The sequence below is a fragment of the Allobosea sp. 05L423 genome, assembly GCF_056397745.1.
The window spans coordinates 66,034-83,420 of sequence record NZ_JBFTOA010000019.1 but is presented as its reverse complement, the minus strand read 5'-3'; the positions used below and the strand labels follow the sequence as shown (position 1 = coordinate 83,420).

17 protein-coding genes are annotated in these 17,387 nt (G+C 62.5%); 10 read left to right on the top strand and 7 right to left on the bottom strand.

Going from position 1 to position 17,387, the window contains the following annotated elements; all coding sequences use genetic code 11:
- The first annotated feature begins 372 nt into the window (after positions 1-372).
- Entirely contained in the window at positions 373-2,934 is a 2,562-nt protein-coding gene (treY, locus tag AC1DNE_RS25870) for a malto-oligosyltrehalose synthase (protein WP_441473536.1), read from the top strand.
- A gap of 13 nt (positions 2,935-2,947) precedes the next feature.
- On the opposite strand, the gene treZ is transcribed toward treY, so the two are convergent.
- From treZ to AC1DNE_RS25855, 3 genes are all read right to left on the bottom strand, one after another.
- Complete coding sequence (gene treZ / locus AC1DNE_RS25865; protein ID WP_476766500.1) at positions 2,948-4,651, bottom strand: malto-oligosyltrehalose trehalohydrolase; 1,704 nt, start codon at positions 4,649-4,651, stop codon at positions 2,948-2,950.
- 631 nt (positions 4,652-5,282) lie between these two features.
- On the bottom strand, positions 5,283-5,483 hold the full coding sequence (locus tag AC1DNE_RS25860) for a hypothetical protein (RefSeq protein ID WP_441473535.1): 201 nt from the start codon (positions 5,481-5,483) through the stop codon (positions 5,283-5,285).
- Positions 5,480-5,683: a DUF3606 domain-containing protein gene (locus AC1DNE_RS25855; RefSeq protein ID WP_441473534.1), complete on the bottom strand. Its 204-nt coding sequence runs from the start codon at positions 5,681-5,683 to the stop codon at positions 5,480-5,482. The genes AC1DNE_RS25860 and AC1DNE_RS25855 overlap by 4 nt, the downstream gene beginning before the upstream one ends.
- A 220-nt stretch (positions 5,684-5,903) precedes the next feature.
- On the opposite strand from AC1DNE_RS25855, the gene AC1DNE_RS25850 reads away from it, so the two are divergent.
- The 3 genes from AC1DNE_RS25850 (at position 5,904) to ku (AC1DNE_RS25840) (ending at position 7,969) form a co-directional block, all read left to right on the top strand.
- Complete coding sequence (locus AC1DNE_RS25850) at positions 5,904-6,155, top strand: hypothetical protein (protein ID WP_441473533.1); 252 nt, start codon at positions 5,904-5,906, stop codon at positions 6,153-6,155.
- Between the two features lie 105 nt (positions 6,156-6,260).
- Positions 6,261-7,148 carry a non-homologous end joining protein Ku gene (ku, locus tag AC1DNE_RS25845; RefSeq protein ID WP_441473532.1) on the top strand — a complete coding sequence of 296 codons (888 nt, stop codon included), beginning with the start codon at positions 6,261-6,263 and terminating at the stop codon, positions 7,146-7,148.
- An 11-nt stretch (positions 7,149-7,159) separates the two neighbouring features.
- A complete protein-coding gene (ku, locus tag AC1DNE_RS25840) occupies positions 7,160-7,969 on the top strand; it encodes a non-homologous end joining protein Ku (RefSeq protein ID WP_441473531.1) in 810 nt (269 codons plus the stop codon).
- A gap of 15 nt (positions 7,970-7,984) precedes the next feature.
- Here the strand turns inward: ku (AC1DNE_RS25840) and ligD are convergent, their stop codons facing one another.
- The gene (ligD, locus tag AC1DNE_RS25835; RefSeq protein WP_441473530.1) at positions 7,985-10,672 is read right to left on the bottom strand and encodes a DNA ligase D; all 2,688 of its coding nucleotides are present in this window, start codon (positions 10,670-10,672) and stop codon (positions 7,985-7,987) included.
- A gap of 88 nt (positions 10,673-10,760) precedes the next feature.
- Positions 10,761-11,054, bottom strand: a complete 294-nt coding sequence (locus AC1DNE_RS25830; RefSeq protein WP_441473557.1) for a DUF982 domain-containing protein — start codon at positions 11,052-11,054, stop codon at positions 10,761-10,763.
- Positions 11,055-11,669: 615 nt separating this feature from the next.
- Between AC1DNE_RS25830 and AC1DNE_RS25825 the strand changes: the two genes are divergently transcribed.
- Genes AC1DNE_RS25825 through xth form a run of 3 tightly spaced genes read left to right on the top strand, consistent with a single transcriptional unit; the run spans position 11,670 to position 13,347 of the window.
- Positions 11,670-11,909, top strand: coding sequence for a DUF2171 domain-containing protein (locus AC1DNE_RS25825; protein ID WP_441473529.1), 240 nt, complete (start codon positions 11,670-11,672; stop codon positions 11,907-11,909).
- Positions 11,909-12,544: a dienelactone hydrolase family protein gene (locus tag AC1DNE_RS25820; protein WP_441473528.1), complete on the top strand. Its 636-nt coding sequence runs from the start codon at positions 11,909-11,911 to the stop codon at positions 12,542-12,544. The genes AC1DNE_RS25825 and AC1DNE_RS25820 overlap by 1 nt, the downstream gene beginning before the upstream one ends.
- 32 nt (positions 12,545-12,576) lie before the next feature.
- The gene (gene xth, locus AC1DNE_RS25815) at positions 12,577-13,347 is read left to right on the top strand and encodes an exodeoxyribonuclease III (protein WP_441473527.1); all 771 of its coding nucleotides are present in this window, start codon (positions 12,577-12,579) and stop codon (positions 13,345-13,347) included.
- A gap of 30 nt (positions 13,348-13,377) precedes the next feature.
- On the opposite strand, the gene AC1DNE_RS25810 is transcribed toward xth, so the two are convergent.
- Both AC1DNE_RS25810 and AC1DNE_RS25805 read right to left on the bottom strand, forming a co-directional pair.
- Positions 13,378-13,674, bottom strand: a complete 297-nt coding sequence (locus AC1DNE_RS25810; protein WP_441473526.1) for a SemiSWEET family sugar transporter — start codon at positions 13,672-13,674, stop codon at positions 13,378-13,380.
- Complete coding sequence (locus AC1DNE_RS25805) at positions 13,671-13,901, bottom strand: hypothetical protein (protein ID WP_441473525.1); 231 nt, start codon at positions 13,899-13,901, stop codon at positions 13,671-13,673. The genes AC1DNE_RS25810 and AC1DNE_RS25805 overlap by 4 nt, the downstream gene beginning before the upstream one ends.
- A gap of 940 nt (positions 13,902-14,841) precedes the next feature.
- Here AC1DNE_RS25805 and AC1DNE_RS25800 point away from each other — a divergent pair.
- The 3 genes from AC1DNE_RS25800 to AC1DNE_RS25790 all read left to right on the top strand — a co-directional run bounded on the left by AC1DNE_RS25800 (position 14,842) and on the right by AC1DNE_RS25790 (position 17,297).
- Entirely contained in the window at positions 14,842-15,321 is a 480-nt protein-coding gene (locus AC1DNE_RS25800; RefSeq protein WP_441473523.1) for a LexA family protein, read from the top strand.
- Positions 15,318-16,604 carry a Y-family DNA polymerase gene (locus AC1DNE_RS25795; RefSeq protein ID WP_441473522.1) on the top strand — a complete coding sequence of 429 codons (1,287 nt, stop codon included), beginning with the start codon at positions 15,318-15,320 and terminating at the stop codon, positions 16,602-16,604. The genes AC1DNE_RS25800 and AC1DNE_RS25795 overlap by 4 nt, the downstream gene beginning before the upstream one ends.
- Before the next feature lie 81 nt (positions 16,605-16,685).
- Entirely contained in the window at positions 16,686-17,297 is a 612-nt protein-coding gene (locus AC1DNE_RS25790; protein WP_441473521.1) for a hypothetical protein, read from the top strand.
- Positions 17,298-17,387: the final 90 nt, after the last annotated feature.

Genomic DNA, 17,387 nt, shown 5'->3' with positions numbered 1-17,387 from the left:
ACCGGCGGACAACACCTCGCGACCGTCGGGACATGTCCAGCGTTTCCGTGACGCAGCGATAGTGCTCGATGGCGTCGCGCAAGGCGGCGCTCTCGATCTCGTCGGCGGAGCCGGGTGTGCATGCCACAAGCATATTCAAGCGGGATTGGGCGCGCAGCATATCGATCGGGGAACGGATCGGAGCAACTTGCATGGTTCACCTCCGGCGGCTGAACGCGCCTCGATAGACCGGGTTCCCCGCATGACCTGCGATCTTCCGACGCACCTTTTTCAAGCCCTCGCAGTGATCGCCAAAAATGCGAAACCCTAAGCCTCGAAAGCACGTTGCTATGGCGGCGGCGACTCGGATCGCCTGACGGAAACGGGGATATCGTGAAGCAGGCACATCCGGTGCGGGCCACTTATCGGCTGCAATTTCACAAGGGCTTTCCCTTCGCGAGCGGGGCTGCCCTTGCCGGCTATCTCAGCCGGCTGGGAATCAGCCACGTCTATGCGTCGCCGATCCTGGCTGCTCGCGCCGGCTCCCTGCATGGCTACGACGTCATCAGCTATGACGAGGTCAACCCGGAACTCGGCGGCCTCGACGGCTTCTACGCCATGGCCCGGGCCCTTCGGGCCGAAGGCATCGGGATCGTCCTCGACATTGTGCCGAACCATGTCGCCGTCGGCAGCGACGACAATCCGATGTGGCTCGACTTGCTCAAGAATGGGCGCAGCAGCCGCTATGCTGGCTGGTTCGACATCGATTTCGAGGATGCAGACCCGTTGCTGGACGGGCGCATCCACGCGCCTTTCCTCGGCGAGCCTTTCGATGAGGCGCTCGCAGCCGGAAAGCTCACGCTGGTCGATGACCCGCAGCGCAGCGGTTTCGCCATCCGCTATGGCGACCATCTCTTTCCGATACGGTCAGACGATGACGCTAAGGCTCGCGCGGCTCTGACCCAGACGCGACGCGAGCCCGAAGCCCTGCGCGCCTTGATCGAGCTTCAGCATTTTCATCTCGACTACTGGCGCAACGCCGGCGACCGGCTGAACTGGCGCCGCTTCTTCGATATCACCCAGCTCGCCGGCATGCGGATGGAGCGCCCGGACACCTTCGATGCGGCCCACCGCATCGCCTTCTCGCTCTATGAGGAAGGCTGGGTCGACGGGCTCAGGATCGACCATGTCGATGGACTGTCCGATCCGGCGGGTTACTGCGCGACCTTGCGGGCCCGACTCACGGCTCTGGCGCCCCGGCGCCCCGACTGGGCTGCGCCCGGCCCGGCGTGGATCGGGGTCGAGAAGATCCTGGCTTCCGGCGAAGCCCTGCCCGCCGGCTGGGAAACGGACGGAACGACCGGCTACGACTTCATGGACCAGGTCAGCGCCGTCCTTCATGAGGCGGATGACCAGAACAGGCTCGGCCTGTTCTGGTCGGAGCTCAGCGGCCGGCCCGCAAGCTTCGCCGACGAGGAGATCGCAGCGCGCCGCGAAGTGCTGGAACATGCGTTCGACGGGCAACTGGAGGCGATCACGGGCCGCCTGATGGCGCTGGCCCAGGCCGCGGGCCGCGAAGCGGCCATTCCGCGTGGCGCCATGAGACGTGCCGTCACGGCCATCGCGTGCAACATGCGCTCCTACCGGACCTATCTGACCGGCGCCTCAGCCCCGGAAGATCCCGGTCCCGGCTTCTCCGAGGCTGTCGCAGCCGCGCGCAGCCAGCCCCAGGCAGAACTCATTGCGATCGACTTCCTGGTCGCCGCCCTGACGGGGATGGAAGCAGCGCTGGAGCAACCCGCACGGCGCGCGGTCATCCGGCGCTTCAACCAGCTCACATCGTCGCTCGCCGCACGCAGCGTCGAGGATACGGCGTTCTATCGCTATGGCCGACTGCTCTCCCGCAACGATGTCGGATTCGATGCCGCGCTTTTCGCGTTGCCCGTACCGGATTTCCATGCGGCCATGGTCGAGCGCGCCCGTCTCCAGCCCGATGCCATGCTCGCCCTGTCGACGCATGACCACAAGCGCGGCGCCGATGTCCGCGCCCGCCTAGCGACGCTCAGCTGGGACCCGCAATCCTGGATCGACGCCGTTCAGCGCTGGTTCGAGATCAACACCGCGATCCGGCCGGAGGGATTGGATCGCAGCGACGAATACCTGCTCTACCAGATGCTGATCGGCACCTGGCCGCCAGGCGGGATGGCCGACGACTATCCCGATCGCATCGGCGGCTGGTGGCGCAAGGCGTTGCGAGAGGCGAAGTTGCGCACCGGTTGGGCCACACCGAACCAGGCTTACGAGCAATTGACCGCAGATTTCCTGCGCGCCCTGCTCGATCGGGGCATCAGTCGCTGCTTTCAGGATGAGCTGGAGCACCATCTCACCGCGATCGGGCCGGCAAGCGCCCTCAACGGACTGGCCCAAACGGTGCTCCAATGCACTGTGCCGGGCATCCCCGATATCTACCAGGGCGGCGAGTTCTGGGATCTGAGCATGGTCGATCCCGACAACCGCCGCCCGGTGGATTTCGCGGCGCGCCAGGCGGCGCTGGCGCAAGGCGCTGACGAAGACGGGCTCCGCGCGGAGTGGAGGAGCGGCCGCATCAAGCAGGACATCCTGCGACGGCTCCTCGGCGTGCGGCGCGATCATCCCCAACTGTTCCGGCGCGGTCGCTATCGCGCCCTTTCGGCGCACGGGTCGCGGGCCGAGCGACTAATCGCATTCTGCCGTGAGACCGAGGAACAGGCGCTCGCCGTGGTCGTTCCGATCGGCTGTCCGGCAGGCGTCGACGACACGCTCTCGCTGCGAGCGGATTGGTGGGCCGATACGGGGGTGGCGTTGCCGTCCATATCCGGCGACTGGCAGGCGCTGGTAGGAGCGCCTGTTTCAGCACAAAAAGTCCGGCTCGCGGATCATGGGCTCGGCTGCCGCGTGCTGCTCGGCCATCGCTGAGCCGTCTCGCGCCTTACGAGAGGAAAGCGCGGAACGACCTCGCGCCGAGGAGCAGGCCGTCCGGCCCGTGCTTCGCCTCGCCCAGCGCGAAGATCTCCGCGCCTTCGGGCAGGCTGTCGGTCACGGCCTCATCACCGAAATTCGCCAGAAGCGTCAGCCTCCCGCCACCGAGACTCCAGCATGCCCGAACGGCTGACGAGCCGAGGGGGTCGGCGCCCGTGCTGCGACAGGAATCGAGATGAGGAACGATCCGCTCGCGCCGCAATGCGATGAGACTGCGATAAAGCGCGCTCCACTGCGCTCCGTCCTCGCCCGCGTCCGGCCTGCTTGCGTCGAAGGTCTCGGCGGCGTTGGGATCGAACAGCCGCTTCTCGCCGCCGGGATCGACATGGGCGAATTCGCGCGCGCGCCCTTCTCTGACCGCCTGGGCAAGCTCCTCGTGGTGATCGGTGAAATACAGAAACGGGGTGCGGCTGCCGAACTCCTCCCCCATGAAAAGCAGCGGGATCTGCGGATTGAGCAGCAGGAGCGCGACGGCGACGCGAACCCCAGCAGGATCGGCCAATGACAGGAGGCGGTCGCCGAACAGGCGATTGCCGATCTGGTCGTGGTTCTGCAGGCAGTTGACGAAACGGGTCTGCGCCAGATCCGCGCTTGGCCGGCCGCGCGTCTCGCCGCTGAAGGCAGCGACCTCGCCCTGAAATGCGAAGCCTTCCGCCAGCACTCTCGCGAGATGGCGGACAGGCTCGTCAGCGAAGCTGCCGTAATAAGTCGTCGCCTCACCCGTCAGGAGGACATGGACGGCATGGTGGAAATCGTCATTCCACTGCGCATCGAAATGCGACAGCAAGCTGGAATCGTTGGCATCGTTCTCGACCACGAGCTGGATGCGACGGTCAGGCGGGATCGCATTGCGGACCTCCCGCTCGAAGTCCAGCAGAAAGTCAATCGAGGGGATCGCGTGGACGGCGTCGAGCCGCAAACCGTCGAACCGATACTCGACGAGCCATTGGACCGCACAGGCGATGAAATAGGCCCGAACCTCCGGCCGGTCGAAGTCGATCCCCGCGCCCCATGGTGTGTGGCTTCCGGCGCGGAAGAATTGCGGGGCATAGGCGTGCAGGTAGCAGCCATCCGGGCCGAAATGATTGAAGACGACGTCGAGATGGATCGCGAGGCCGCGTTCGTGCGCCCGATCCACAAGCCGCTTTAGCTCGTCCGGCGATCCATAGGCGGCAGCCGGCGCGAATGGCAGGACACCATCATATCCCCATGAGCGCTCGCCGGGAAAATCGGCGATCGGCATGAGTTCGACAGCCGTAATACCGAGCTCCGCCAAGCGGGGCAGTTCTCGCTCGATTCCCGCGAAGCCGCCGGCGAGACCTGGATGGATTTCGTACAGCACGGTCTCGCGCCAGGGCCTCCCGCGCCAGTTCGCGCAGCGCCAGGAATAGGAATCCGGGTCGGTCAGGACGCTCCAGCCATGCACCCCGCCGTACTGGCGGTGCGAGACGGGATCTGGAAAGACCAGCCCGCCCTGAGAGCGATAGCGATATCGCGTGCCAAACGGCAGGTCGTCCCTGTGCTCGAACCAGCCGTCGCCGATCGCGACCATAGCAACGCTTCTGCCACCGCCGTCTATCTCGATCATTACCTCCGAAAGCGCGGGCGCCCATAATCGGAACGTCGAGGCCGAACCCCTTCGCGATGCCCCGATGCGGAAGCGCTTCCAATTCTTGCGTGCGAGTTCGGTCATCGGCGTTCTAGGGCCGCCCTCCGTCGCGAGCGAGCTCGGCTTGCGCGTGAAGTATCCCGGCCGCCGTGAGGATCGCCTCGGGAGGAACCATTTCCTCCTGGAGATGCCATTCGACATAGTCGCGAGGACAACCGGAGCAGTCCATCAGCATCGCTATCCAGTCGCGACCTGGGAAAGGGCGTTCATGCGAAGGGCGAGCTCGCGACCATTCGTGATTGGCTCGGAGCGATCCATTCTGAGCTCCTTGCGTCAATGTTTCGAAAGCCGAAGTCACCGAGGAACTTCACTGGCGCGCCACCGTTCCGAAGATGCGTGACCCCTTCAGTGTCGCGCCTGAAGCCACGCAGGAGGGGACTGGAACCTGCCTGGCCCCTTCTTTCGTGAACGATGTCAGTGAATCTGCTGATGCTCCATCTGCTCCAGGTTGGCGCGGTCCAGCAGACCTTCGAGCTGAGCGAGCTGTTGCGGAGCCAGAACAAGCTGTACACGCTGTCCACGGCGCGATGCATGGCGATGACAGCTCCGTCGGCTCCCTCCGGACTGACCACGAGCTTCGTTATTTCGAGAACCTCGTAGCTATGTGTCCTCATTGTCATGACACTCCCTTCGGGCGCTCCGGTCGTTCGGGCGACACCGATCGAGTTGCGTTGCGGCGCGAGTGGCTTTCGGCATCCCACTGATCGACGAACCGCTCGATGATACCGGCACCCGGCGTGGTCAGCCGAATGCGAGCTGAGCCATCATCGATGATCCAATCGTCGCCGTCGCGGCGAAGCTCGATTGTTTCGCTCACTGCTTCGATCCACCGACGAGCGCCGGCCGACGTAGCTCGGTTTCAACAGCATCTGCGGAAGCCCCAACTTCGCGCACTGCATCTTCAAGCTGGGCCTTGGATACCCCGAACTTGTCGGTCCAATAGCGAACTTCGTAGTCCTCGCTCAGATTGATCCGCGAGCGGTCCTGAGGGCCCCGATTTGTTTTGTCGTCTGCCATTTGAATCTCCTGTCTCGCAATTCAATCGACAGGGGCGCGTCAAGTTCCGGGGCACCATCTCGGCCCGCATTCTCCCGGTGTGGAACCTTTTTTCGCCGAGCGCGTAAACGTCCGCGGGTTTCGGAGCGGGCCATAGATGAGCCGGTTTTCGCCCCAGTTGGAATGATGGCAGTGGCGTTACCGGCTTGGTACGCCTCTCAGGTTTGGGATCTCTAACCTCATGCTCCGATCGACTGATCCGAACCCCTTCGCCATTCTGGAGGATCCAGATGCGATCGCCCGGGCGACGTCGGCATGGGAAGCAGCGTGGAGCTATGTTGAGCAAGGCGTGCCCCCGGCTGACCGCGAGCGCCAAAGCCAGCGCATGAAGTTTGTCGTCGCCTCTGTAGCCTTGGGCACGCAGGACACGCGGGAGATGGCGAATAAGGCGATTCAGCGGTTTTTGGCAGAGACCAAGACCCGCCGCCCGTAGGTCCGTGCGAAGTTTCGCCGCGGGGAGATCTGATTTGCCAAGCGGCGGAACAAGCTCCGGTCAAGCCGATTGAGTCGCTAGAGTGAGTTGCGTGGGGAGTTTGTCATGGCGGGTCATCGCGCCCAGTGGAAGGGCTTCATCAAGTTCGGCGAGGTGAGCTGCGGCGTAGGTTTGTACACTGCCGCTAGCACCTCGGATCGCATCGCGTTTCACACCCTGAACAAAGCCACCGGAAATCGCGTCAATCGCATCTTCGTCGACAGCGAGACGGGCAAGCCGGTCGAGCGCGAGGATCAAACCAAGGGCTTCGAGATCGAGAATGGCGAATACGTCATGCTCGATCCGGAAGAGGTCGCAGCCACCGTTCCTGAGAGCGACAAGATGCTCGCGATCGAGACCTTCATCCCGTGCTCAGAGATTGACGACGTCTATTTCGACAAGCCGTATTACCTGGTACCGACCGATCGCGTTTCATCCGACGCTTTCACGGCGCTACGCGACGCTATGGCGAAGTCCAAGGTAGCGGCCGTGGCCCAGACCGTCCTGTTTCGGCGCATGCGGACGGTCCTCATCCGGTCGCATGGCAAGGGGCTGATCGCGACGACCTTGCAGTACGATTACGAGGTTCGATCCTCGGAGAAGGCTTTCGAGGAGATGCCGAAGCTCCGGATCAAAGGCGAGATGCTCGATCTGGCGAAGCACATTATCGCCACGAAGAAGGGGGAGTTCAACCCCGCCGAGTTCGATGACCGCTACGAGGCGGCGCTGGCCGAGCTGGTCAAGGCCAAGATCGAAGGCAAGGCTGTACCGCAGCGCAAGGCAGTGAAGGTTTCGAAGCCCGACGACCTCCTCGCGGCGTTGCGTGAGAGCGCCAAAATGATGGCGGAAGGTTCGCGTCCTCGCGCAGCGGCAAACGCCAATCGTGGGACGGCTCGTAGCGCAAAGCGCTCCGGTACCCCAGCCTCTCGCGATCAACAGCGTAAGGCCAGCTGAGGAGAGGCGTTATGGCTCCGCGTCCCTATTGGAAAGGCTACCTCAAGCTCTCTCTCGTCACCTGCCCGGTTGCGATGTCGCCCGCTACCTCGGAGAGCGAGAAGGTACGCTTCCACACATTGAACAAAGCCACCGGCAATCGCGTCGTGTCCCAGTACGTGGACTCTGTCACTCGAAAAGCCGTCAAGGACGACAACGAGATCAAGGGCTACGCGCGCGGCGAGAACGATTACGTCATGCTGACCGAGGATGAGCTCGACGCTGTCGCACTCGACACCGTCAAAACCATCGATATCGACAAGTTCGTCCCTCGCGACAGCATCGAATGGATCTATCTCGAAAAGCCGCACTACCTGATGCCGGACGATCCAGTCGGCCACGAGGCGTTCGCCGTCATTAGGGACGCGATGGCGGCGGACAAGGTCCTCGGCATCTCCCGGCTCGTTATTGGCCGCCGCGAGCGCGCCATCGTGCTGGAGCCGCGGGGAGAAGGAATTGTGGTGTGGACGCTCCGCTTCGGTGACGAAGTGCGGCCCGAAGGGGCCTATTTCGAGGATATCTCGGCGAAGTCGGATCCGGATCTCATCCCTCTCGTCCAAAGCTTCATCAAGCAGCACACCAAAAACTGGTCGGCGGACATGGTCTCAGACCCGGTCCAAACTGCTCTTCTCGACATCATCGCCGAAAAGAAGAAGGCGATGAAGCCCGCCCGCAAGGGTAAAAAAGGCGCGAAGGACACGTCCGAGAGCAACGTCATCGACATCATGGAGGCTCTACGCGCAAGTCTCGCCGCGAGTGGCAAGAAAAAGAAGGCATCCTGAGCTCGCCAGCGGCATTCAAGCGGCGCGCTTCGCCTTAGCGAAGCGTTTGATCGCCGTTTCCAGGGGCCGCTGCCCGTCGCAGTAGTCCTGCCACGCAGAACTCTTGCCCAGCAGCGACGGGACGGTGCGTACCGTGAAGCGCTTGGGGTCGAGATCGGATTTGACCTGGGTCCAGGTCAGGGGCATCGAGACGGTCGCGCCTGGGCGGGCGCGGGGCGAAAGCGGAGCCACGGCGGTCGCCATGCGATCGTTGCGCAGATAATCGAGGAATATCCTTCCGCCCCGCAGACTCTTCGTCATCTTGATTAGGTAGCGATCCGGGGCCGCGCGCGCCATCTCCTGGCAGACATCGTGAGCAAAGGCCTTCGCTTGATCCCACTGCAGCGGCTTCCGAGAGGACACGGCGAGCGGCGTGACGACATGGAGCCCCTTGCCGCCCGTGGTCTTGCAGAAGCTAACCAGACCCAGATCATCCAGGCGATCGCGCATTTCAAGTGCAGCTTCGACCACGGCCGAGAAGGCGACATCGGGGCCAGGATCGAGATCGAAAACCAATCGACCGGGAATCTCGGGCTTGCCGGGCTCGCAGTTCCACGGATGAAGTTCCACTCCGCCGATTTGCGCGATCGCCACCAATCCTTCGATACGGTCGACCTGCAGGTAAGGCTTCTTGTCGCCAAACACCTTGACCAGTTCGAGCAGATTGGACGTGCCTGGCATCGCATGGCGCTGAAAGAACTGCTCGCCGCCGATGCCATCGGGAGCGCGCATGATGGAGCAAGGCCGACCTTTGACGTGGTCGATCAGCCAGGATCCGACCGCCTCATGGTATCGCCCCAGATCCTCTTTGGTTACCGGTTCCCCGTCACCGGCGTCAGGCCAGAGTGGCTTATCCGGATTGGAAATCAGCACACCCATCACCTCTGCCTTCGCACCTTTGCGACGCGGGGACTTAGTCTTCGGGACCGGCACGGGTGTGTCAGTGCGGGAAGGTGCGGACGGCTTTTCAGCCTCGACCTCCGCGGCTGGCTTATCCTCTCGAAGTCCCTTGAATGCGCCCTGACGAACGAGGCCATCAGCGGTCCAGCCGACGAACTCGATTTCGGCTACGAGCTCGGGCCTGAGCCAGGTGACCTCCTTTTCCCTTTTGGGAGCACCGGCGCCGGTGAACGGTGAAGAGCCGGTCTCTGCTTCCTTCAGTTTGGGGAGGAGCTTTTCGACTCCGAACCCCGTGCCGACACGCCCGACATAGACAAAATGCTCCCCGCGATGCACGCCCACCAGCAGCGAGCGGAATTTGCCGTTAGTCCTCGCATAGCCGCCGATGATAACCTCGTGCCCAGCCCGACATTTCGACTTCGCCCAGGTGTCGCTCCGACCGGATTGATAAGCCGCCTCAGATTGCTTCGACACGATGCCCTCGAGGGAGAGTTTGCAGGCCGAGCGCAGCACGGCATCGCCGCCCGTCTCGAAATGCTCGACGAAGCGCAGGCGGGGATCATCCGACGCGTCGGAGAGCAGCCTCTGCAGCCGCTCCTTGCGTTCGATGAGCGGACGATCGCGCAGGTCCTTGTCGCGTTCGAACAACATATCGAACGCGAAGAAAACAAGATTGCCCGTGGTACGCTCGGATAATGCGGCCTGTAGGGCCGCGAAGTCGGGAGCGCCATTTTCATCGAGCGCGCAAATCTCGCCGTCAAGAATGCAATTCGGAAGCTCCGAACCAGCTACCACGATCTCAGGGTATTTGGCGGACCAGTCCAGCCCTTTGCGGGTCTTCAGAGAAACCTCACCGTGGGCCACCCGCATCTGGATTCGGTAGCCATCGAACTTGATCTCGTGCACCCACTGCGCACCCGTCGGAGGTCGCTCCACGGTTTCGCAGAGCTGAGGAGGGATGAAGACAGGGAGCATGGCCTTCCTGCCCGCACTTTCGGAGCGTTTTTCTGATTTGGAGGCCAAGCCACGCTTGCCGTCCCAAACTGCATCGCTTTCAACATCCGCAGCATTGGTCATAAACGGCGTGGGCTTTCGCCCCTTACCGGCGGCGATCTGCTCCATTGTCCGGGCGGACGCTATGGAGGTGATGTTCTTTTCGAGAACCGCAGCTCCATTGGCATCGACTGAATGGTCGTCGTGATGCTTGATCAAAAGCCAGTTGGTCCGCTTTCCGCCATCGCGGTCGCTGCGCATTCGGACCAGGACGAAGCTACCTTTCAGACGCTTACCGTGCAGCTCAAATTTGAAGTCGCCCTTTTCCAGTGCCTCCTGTGGGGTACGTGAGCCCTCCGGCTCCCAATATCCCCGGTCCCAGAGCATCACCGTGCCGCCGCCGTACTCGCCTTTTGGTATGATCCCTTCGAAGTCGCCGTAGTCCAGTGGATGAGCTTCGACTTCCACGGCAAGGCGCTTGTCGTGGGGATCCAGCGACGGGCCTTTCGTGACTGCCCAGGATTTGAATACGCCGTCCAGTTCGAGCCGCAGGTCGTAATGAAGGCGGGAGGCGTCGTGCTTCTGAATGACGAAGCGCCGCCGGTTCGAGTTTCGGATCGGGAGTTCGCCGCTCGGCTCCTCCGTCCTCTGGAAGTCACGCTTGGACCGATATTTCGAGAGCTTCTGCGTTGCGCGCCGATCGGCAACAGAAGGGGCCCGAGACCCTCCCTTGGGTCCATCGACAATTCTCGGCCGGGAACTCTTCGCCATCTCAAGCCTCGCTGATGCGAGGGACAACCGGACGCGCTGCGCAGTGTTCCTCCTCTTGTCCTATCATCCTGACGGAACGCGCATTGGTTCAGGCGATGCCGTGGGACCCCGCATTGCGGCGACCGACAAGCACCCCGGCTTCAAGGGCGAGAAGATCATGCTTCTCCGCCCAGGCCGCGAATAATCCCTTCGCGGTTTCAGGTTCAATCTCGCCGCGGACGGCAGCCAGGCTGGCCTTCAATGCAAAGGCGTGGGCGGTGTCTCGCTGCGACTTCGGCCAATCTACCAGGAACATGTAGGCCTCCATCGCCGAGCAAATTGCGGTGGGGTGTCCAAGGCCAGTCAGAATGACGACAGGGCGTTCAAATTCGTCGGGCGGCAACAGTGCCATAGCCATATTCTCCTCGAAGCAACATGGGTCTGGTCCCGCGCGGTGCGCTTGGATCCCGCAAATTTAGGGAGGCGCTCCCGAACTTTTCAAAGAGGCTTGCAGAGGCTCGAAGCTCACCTAAATCAGCCCCTGCCGGATCTAATGAGGAAGACGATGGCATGCCTTTTTCTTCGCTGACCGATCCGCCTGATCTAGCTCGGGCTTGTGCGTCGCTCGAAGCGGTTTGGAGACGGGTGAAGGCTTCCATACCGGCCAGCGACCACGAAAAGGAGCGCGAGAGGATTGCCTATTTGGTAGCGGGCTTCGCTCCAGTCGCACTCGACGAGGATGATCTAACCCGCAGAGTCCTGTTCCAACCACAGCGTGATTTCGCCGCCTGAAGCGACGCCTACGACACCTTCGGATTGCACGGTCACTCGCGTCCCCTGTGGCGCGGAACGACAGCATGTCATGCCTCTTTCGGCTCATTCCCGAACCCCGGAGCGGTACCGGACTTCGGGAATCGCAGCGCGAGATCGCGCCGCGCAACCGGGGCACCATTCTGAGTGGAACCTCGATGCCGGACGGTCCGTTGCCCATCGGCGGGGTGTGGAGGGAGAGCAAGCCATGATGTTCGTGGAGCCAATCAAGGAAGGCCAGCGGGTGATCGGATCCGACGGAGGGCATGTCGGAACCGTCGACGCCCTGAGCGGCCAGCTCATCAAGCTGAAGAAGAATGATCCTGAGTCGAGCGGAGCCCACCACTACCTCGACCTGGCGCTCGCCGTTGCCCCCGAGGACGATACGATCGAGCTAATCGTCCCGGCGGCGGAAGCCAAGGAGAGATGGTCTGAGGCGACCGAGTAATGGACCGACGCCATTTTGTTGCTGGAGCCGGCGCGACCATCGTCGCTGGCCCCACCCGGGCAAGCGTCGCGGTTGACCGCTTTGGTCCGAGCGCCTCTGGAGGCAGCGTCATCCTCCTTTATGGCTCAGGCGGTCTGACGAACAGCGGCCGATACCAGTTCGCCGCAAACACGATCGCGGGAGCTCGTTATAACGTCCTGCTGCCACGGTACTTCGAGGCCACCGGTGATCGGCGGGCCCGCTACGGCGAAATCAAGAACAAGTTTCCGGTCTGGCTGGAAGCGATCGAGCCGATCACAGCTGAGACGCCCCGTTTCGCCGTTGTCGGCTTCTCGCTGGGCGGCGCATTGGCTTTGGCTCTGGCGGCTCGCGATCGCAGGGTTAGAGCTGTCGTCGACTTCTTCGGATTCCTGCCACCCGGCTTAGAGCAAGCTTCGCTGCCCCCTACGCTCATTGTGCATGGGGATGCGGCCCGAGTGGTGCCTGCGTCCAATGCCGGGGCGATCGAGCGATTGGTCAAAAGCAAGGGGGCATTGTCCGAAGCCACATCTATCCCGGCGAAGGACATGGTCTCTCTGGCCAGCTGGCCTGACGCTATAGCCAGGACCCAAGTGTTCCTGCGCGAGAACCTTTAACGATTGGCGGTCGCGTTCAAGGAGGGCCATCGTTGAAGATCGCGACCTACAATGTGAACGGCATCAATGGCCGGTTGTCCGTTCTTCTCCAGTGGCTCAAGCAGGACAGCCCAGACGTCGTGTGCCTGCAAGAGCTGAAATGCTCAGACGATCGCTTTCCCGAGCACGAATTGCAGCAAGCCGGCTACGCGGCGGTTTGGCACGGCCAGAAGAGCTGGAATGGCGTGGCTATCCTCGCGAAGGGGTCATTCCCGGTTATCACGCGCCGGGGGCTACCGGGTCATCCTGATGACAGCGATAGCCGGTACATCGAGGCGGCGGTCAACGGGGTACTGATCGGGTGTCTCTATCTTCCCAACGGGAATCCCGCCCCTGGCCCCAAGTTCGAATACAAACTGCGCTGGTTTGGGCGACTGAATAGCTACGCCCAGGAGCTGCTCTCCCTGGAGGTACCGGTCGCGCTCGTCGGCGATTTCAATGTCATGCCGACGGATCTCGATGTTTACGCACCCGGGCGATGGCGAGATGACGCGCTCTTTCGGCCCGAGGTGAGGACGGCATATGCCAAGCTCCTCGAACAGGGTTGGACGGACGCCATCAGGCACCTTCATCCGAGAGAGCGAATTTACACGTTCTGGAAGTATTGGCGGAACTCGTTCGAACGCGACGCCGGACTTCGCCTCGATCATTTTCTGCTTAGTCCCCCCTTGGCGGCTCGGTTGAAATCCGCGGAGGTTCGACGCGCTCCGCGAGGCTGGGAGCACACCAGCGACCATGCTCCGGTCATGATCGAACTTGGGTGACGTGCTGGCCGAGCTGCGAGCCCATACGCGTTAGGAACCCGGATCGACTGTGTCGGCCACCGCCTCCTTTTTAGCCCGAGGCAGCAGCGTCATCACCAGGATGAAGGCTGACAGCACAAAGCATATGCTGTTCGTGACGATGAGCGGCCATTCGCCCAGACCGATTCCATAAGCCGTCCAGAGAGCGAAGCCAGTCACCGTCAGGCTATAGGTCACGGGAGAGATAGCCCCCGTGTCGCGTGTCCGGACAATTCGCCAAGCCTGCGGGACAAAGCTGATGGTAGAACACAGCGCCGCAAGGGTGCCGGCCAAGGCGATCCAATTCACGTCGAAAATCTACCTCGACAGTCGCCGAACATTCGCCCGGACCTTTCGTCGATAGCCGCGAGCAATTCCGACAGGCCAGTTCCGGTGACCGCCTTCAACACGGCAGCCTGCGCAGTGGAGACCTTCTCCGACACCATCAAGCGGGACTCGCGCTCCGCAGCGCGGCCGCCCGCGGCGATCTTCATGCTCCGGAGCCAGACGGCCTGCTGCGCCTCGAATGCCAGCATCGACATTTCCAGACACAACTTAAACATCGGCAGCCTCCTCAGCTGAGGGCTTGCGAGGCCGCTGCGTTCCCTTTCGCGCCTGGCCTGAGCGAGATTTTGCGCTCTGACCCGCCGCCGACCGGGCCGGGCGTTCCGGCTGCTCTTCCTCCGCCACCGTCGCCCGCGCCTCCTGACTCATGCGGTACCAGGTGTAGCCAATCGCGCCCGCGAGTATCAGCGGCGTTGGAAGCCGTGTCGCCAGTAGCGTCAGCGGAACCGCAAGGCGCTCGGGGATTTCGCCTCTTCCCACTTTCCCGGCAACCCAAGCGCCAGCCAGGCTGAAGACCGCTGCCCGGATCATCTCTGCTCCTCCGCGGCGCCCAGGGTGATGGGCACCTGCTGGGCCACAGGGTCGCTCGCGGGAAAGGTGTCTTTGAGGGCCCGTTCGAGTTTCTGATCCGAAGTGAGCTTCCGCTCTGCTTTCTTTTGAGACTTTTGCTCCTGCCGGAGACTCTCGACTGCCGGGCTCTGTGGATCTGCCATGGGTGCCTCCGTCAACTGTCTGTGCGGAGGTTGAACGCTGCCAAGCCCACTGCCGTTCCTTTGCGGAGAAGATCTCGGTTCGCGGCCCTGTGGGAACCAAAGCAGCGCCTATCTCGTTGTCTGTGCGGCACCGTCCGGTGCCTGCCTGCTCTCCAGTTGGATGCGCCGCCGCGGATGTACCGGCCGCAACCGACAGGAGGGCAAAGCCAGTTTCCCGGCGATGGCCGGAACCGCCTAGACCTGACTGAAGTCAGAGGCCCGCCGTTTCCCAAGCGGTGGGCTGATTATTTCGCCCGCATCAGACCCCGATCGATGGTATCGGGTACGGATTTCGCTACCAGCTACCGATACAGGTGCGAATCTCCCATCGACCTCTTACCTTCAATGCGTGTTTTCTGGGCGCCGCGGAGATTCCGCGTTGACAGGAATCGGGTGGCTAGTGTTCTTCTTATGTTCTCTTTTTCGAGAACGCGCCATGCTCACACATCCGGCCATCGTCGGACCTCCCGCTTTCCTTCCCGTCTATCGGAAGCCAGTCCGCGCTGGTTTCCCCTCCCCCGCTGACGACTATCTGGACGCCCCGATCGATCTGTCGCGCGCTCTGATCAAGAACGCGCCAGCGACCTTCATCATGACCGTCGCCGGCGACAGCGCCATCGATGCCGGGATCTTCGACGGAAGCCTGATCACGGTCGATCGCAGCCTGCGTCCGCTTGACGGCGACCCGGTGGTTGTCGATGTGAATGGCGAGCGCTCCATCAAAATCTTCCGCATCGTCGGGGGCCGATCATGTCTTGCGTTTGGCAACCGTCGATACCCCGACTATGACCCCGGCCCCGATGCCGACATCGAGATCTTCGGCGTCATCACCAACAGCGTGCGGCGCTTCAGGCGATGACTGCGAGCTTCGCCCTGATCGACGGCAACAGCTTCTATTGCTCCTGCGAGCGCGTGTTCGACCCCAAGCTCAAGGGCCGGCCGGTCATCGTGCTATCGAACAATGACGGCTGCGCGGTCGCACGCACCAGCGAGGCGAAGGCCCTGGGCATTCGTATGGGTGCCCCGATGTTCACCATCCGCGATCTCGTGAAGCGCGAGGGCGTTGTCGTATTCTCCTCGAACTACACTCTCTACGGCGACATGAGCCGCCGGATGAATTCGGTCTACCAGCGGTTCGCTTCCGACATCGAGGTCTATTCGATCGACGAGAGCTTCCTCGACGCGGCGCCGGTCGAGCCGGAGCGACGTGTTGATTGGGGCAAGGATTTGCGCTCGACGGTCTCTGCCTGGACTGGCGTTCCGACCTGCGTCGGCATCGGGCCCACGAAGACACTGGCCAAACTCGCCAACAAGATCGCCAAGGGAACGCCTCAGCTCGGAGGCGTCTGCGACCTGACCAACGAGGAAGCGAGGCAGGAATGGCTCCAAATGATGCCGCTCGACGATGTCTGGGGCATTGGTGCTGCCAGCCAGACCAAGCTGAAGGCGTTCGGCTGCAAGACCGCGGCAGACGTCGCCGCGCTCGATCCGAAGCTCGCTCGTCAGACACTGACAGTCGTCGGCGAACGGATCATCCGAGAGCTGCGAGGCTACCCTTGCATCGACCTCGAGGCGGTCGCCCCAACCCGCAAGGGCTGCGCCGTGACGCGTTCCTTCGCCGGACGGGTCGATAACTTGGAGATGATGCAGGAGGCGATCGCGGCACACGCGACCCGTCTCGGCGAAAAGCTCCGTCATCATGGGCTCGCCACCGATCATGTCAGCGTCTTCTATCACACCTCACCATTCGACGGCGGCCCGGCGCGCTCAGTCTCGACCACAGTGGATTTCCCCGAAGCCAGCAACGACACGCTCGTCCTCGTCCGGGCGGCCAAATGGGGAGCACGGCGGATTTGGAAGCCGGGATATCGCTACGCCAAGGCCGGCCTCATGACGGTCGACCTGGTTCCTCTTGAAAGTTCGCAACGAGCGTTGATAGGCAGCCTCGATCGCGAGAAGTCTGGGCGCCTCATGGCCGCTCTCGACGCCTGCAATGCGCAGCACGGTCGGGGCGCCGTTTTCCCGGCCGCTGCAGGCGTTGCCCGTCAGCGCAAGGCGTGGGTCACCAAGTTCGATCAGCGTTCGCCTCACTACACCACCCGCCTCGAGGACGTGCCCGTTGTTGGCTCACGCGCCCATTGAAGCCAGTGCAGTAAGCCAAATGGGAACATAGGATTGCCTGTGCGATTGAATCCATGCCTGCAATCCTGAGCCGAGCATCATGTGAAGCGCACTTCAACGCAGCTCGCCGAATGGCCTCTGCCGTCCACTGTTACCCTTGGATCGTCGGTCCGCGCTAAGGGGATTGAGCGGGAAATCAGGCGGCGGGTTCCTTGGTCGACCCGAAAACACCTCACGGTCGAAACCGGCAAAGTGATCCTTCATTTGCCAGACGCCGAGGCGGCGGAGTTTGACGCGCTGTTGGCGATCGTTGGCGACATGTTGCCTGAAATTGCCGGGTTGCCCATCCTCCCCAGCGAAGCCGAGGACATCCTCTCCATCTCATCTCGCGAGCGTCATAAGTGGCTCGACGATGGCCGGCTGCAGAGCGCAGGGACCAAAACGGTCAAGCTGCGCGGTCGCGCGGAGGCCGTAACGTTCCACGTGTTCACGCCGGGCTTCATCGAACATGTCCTCGACAGTGGACTGCCGGAGATATGGCGCGAAGAGGACATCGTAACAGCAGCGGAGAACCGGCGGCGAGCAGCAGCGAAAGCGGCGTTGACGCGCGCCGGAAAGCGCCCCGCCAAATCGCGCGAGGCAGCCCCAGCGGATAAAGAAGCAACCGGCTTGGAAGGGTGGGAAGAGTTCGAAGCTCAAGGTCTGCTTCGGTGACGCATTTGGCCATGGAGGTTGGAGCAGGCGCGTGTTTGGGCACGACTGGGGGCACGGGTGCGCCCTCAAGAATTAGAACATTATGAGAAC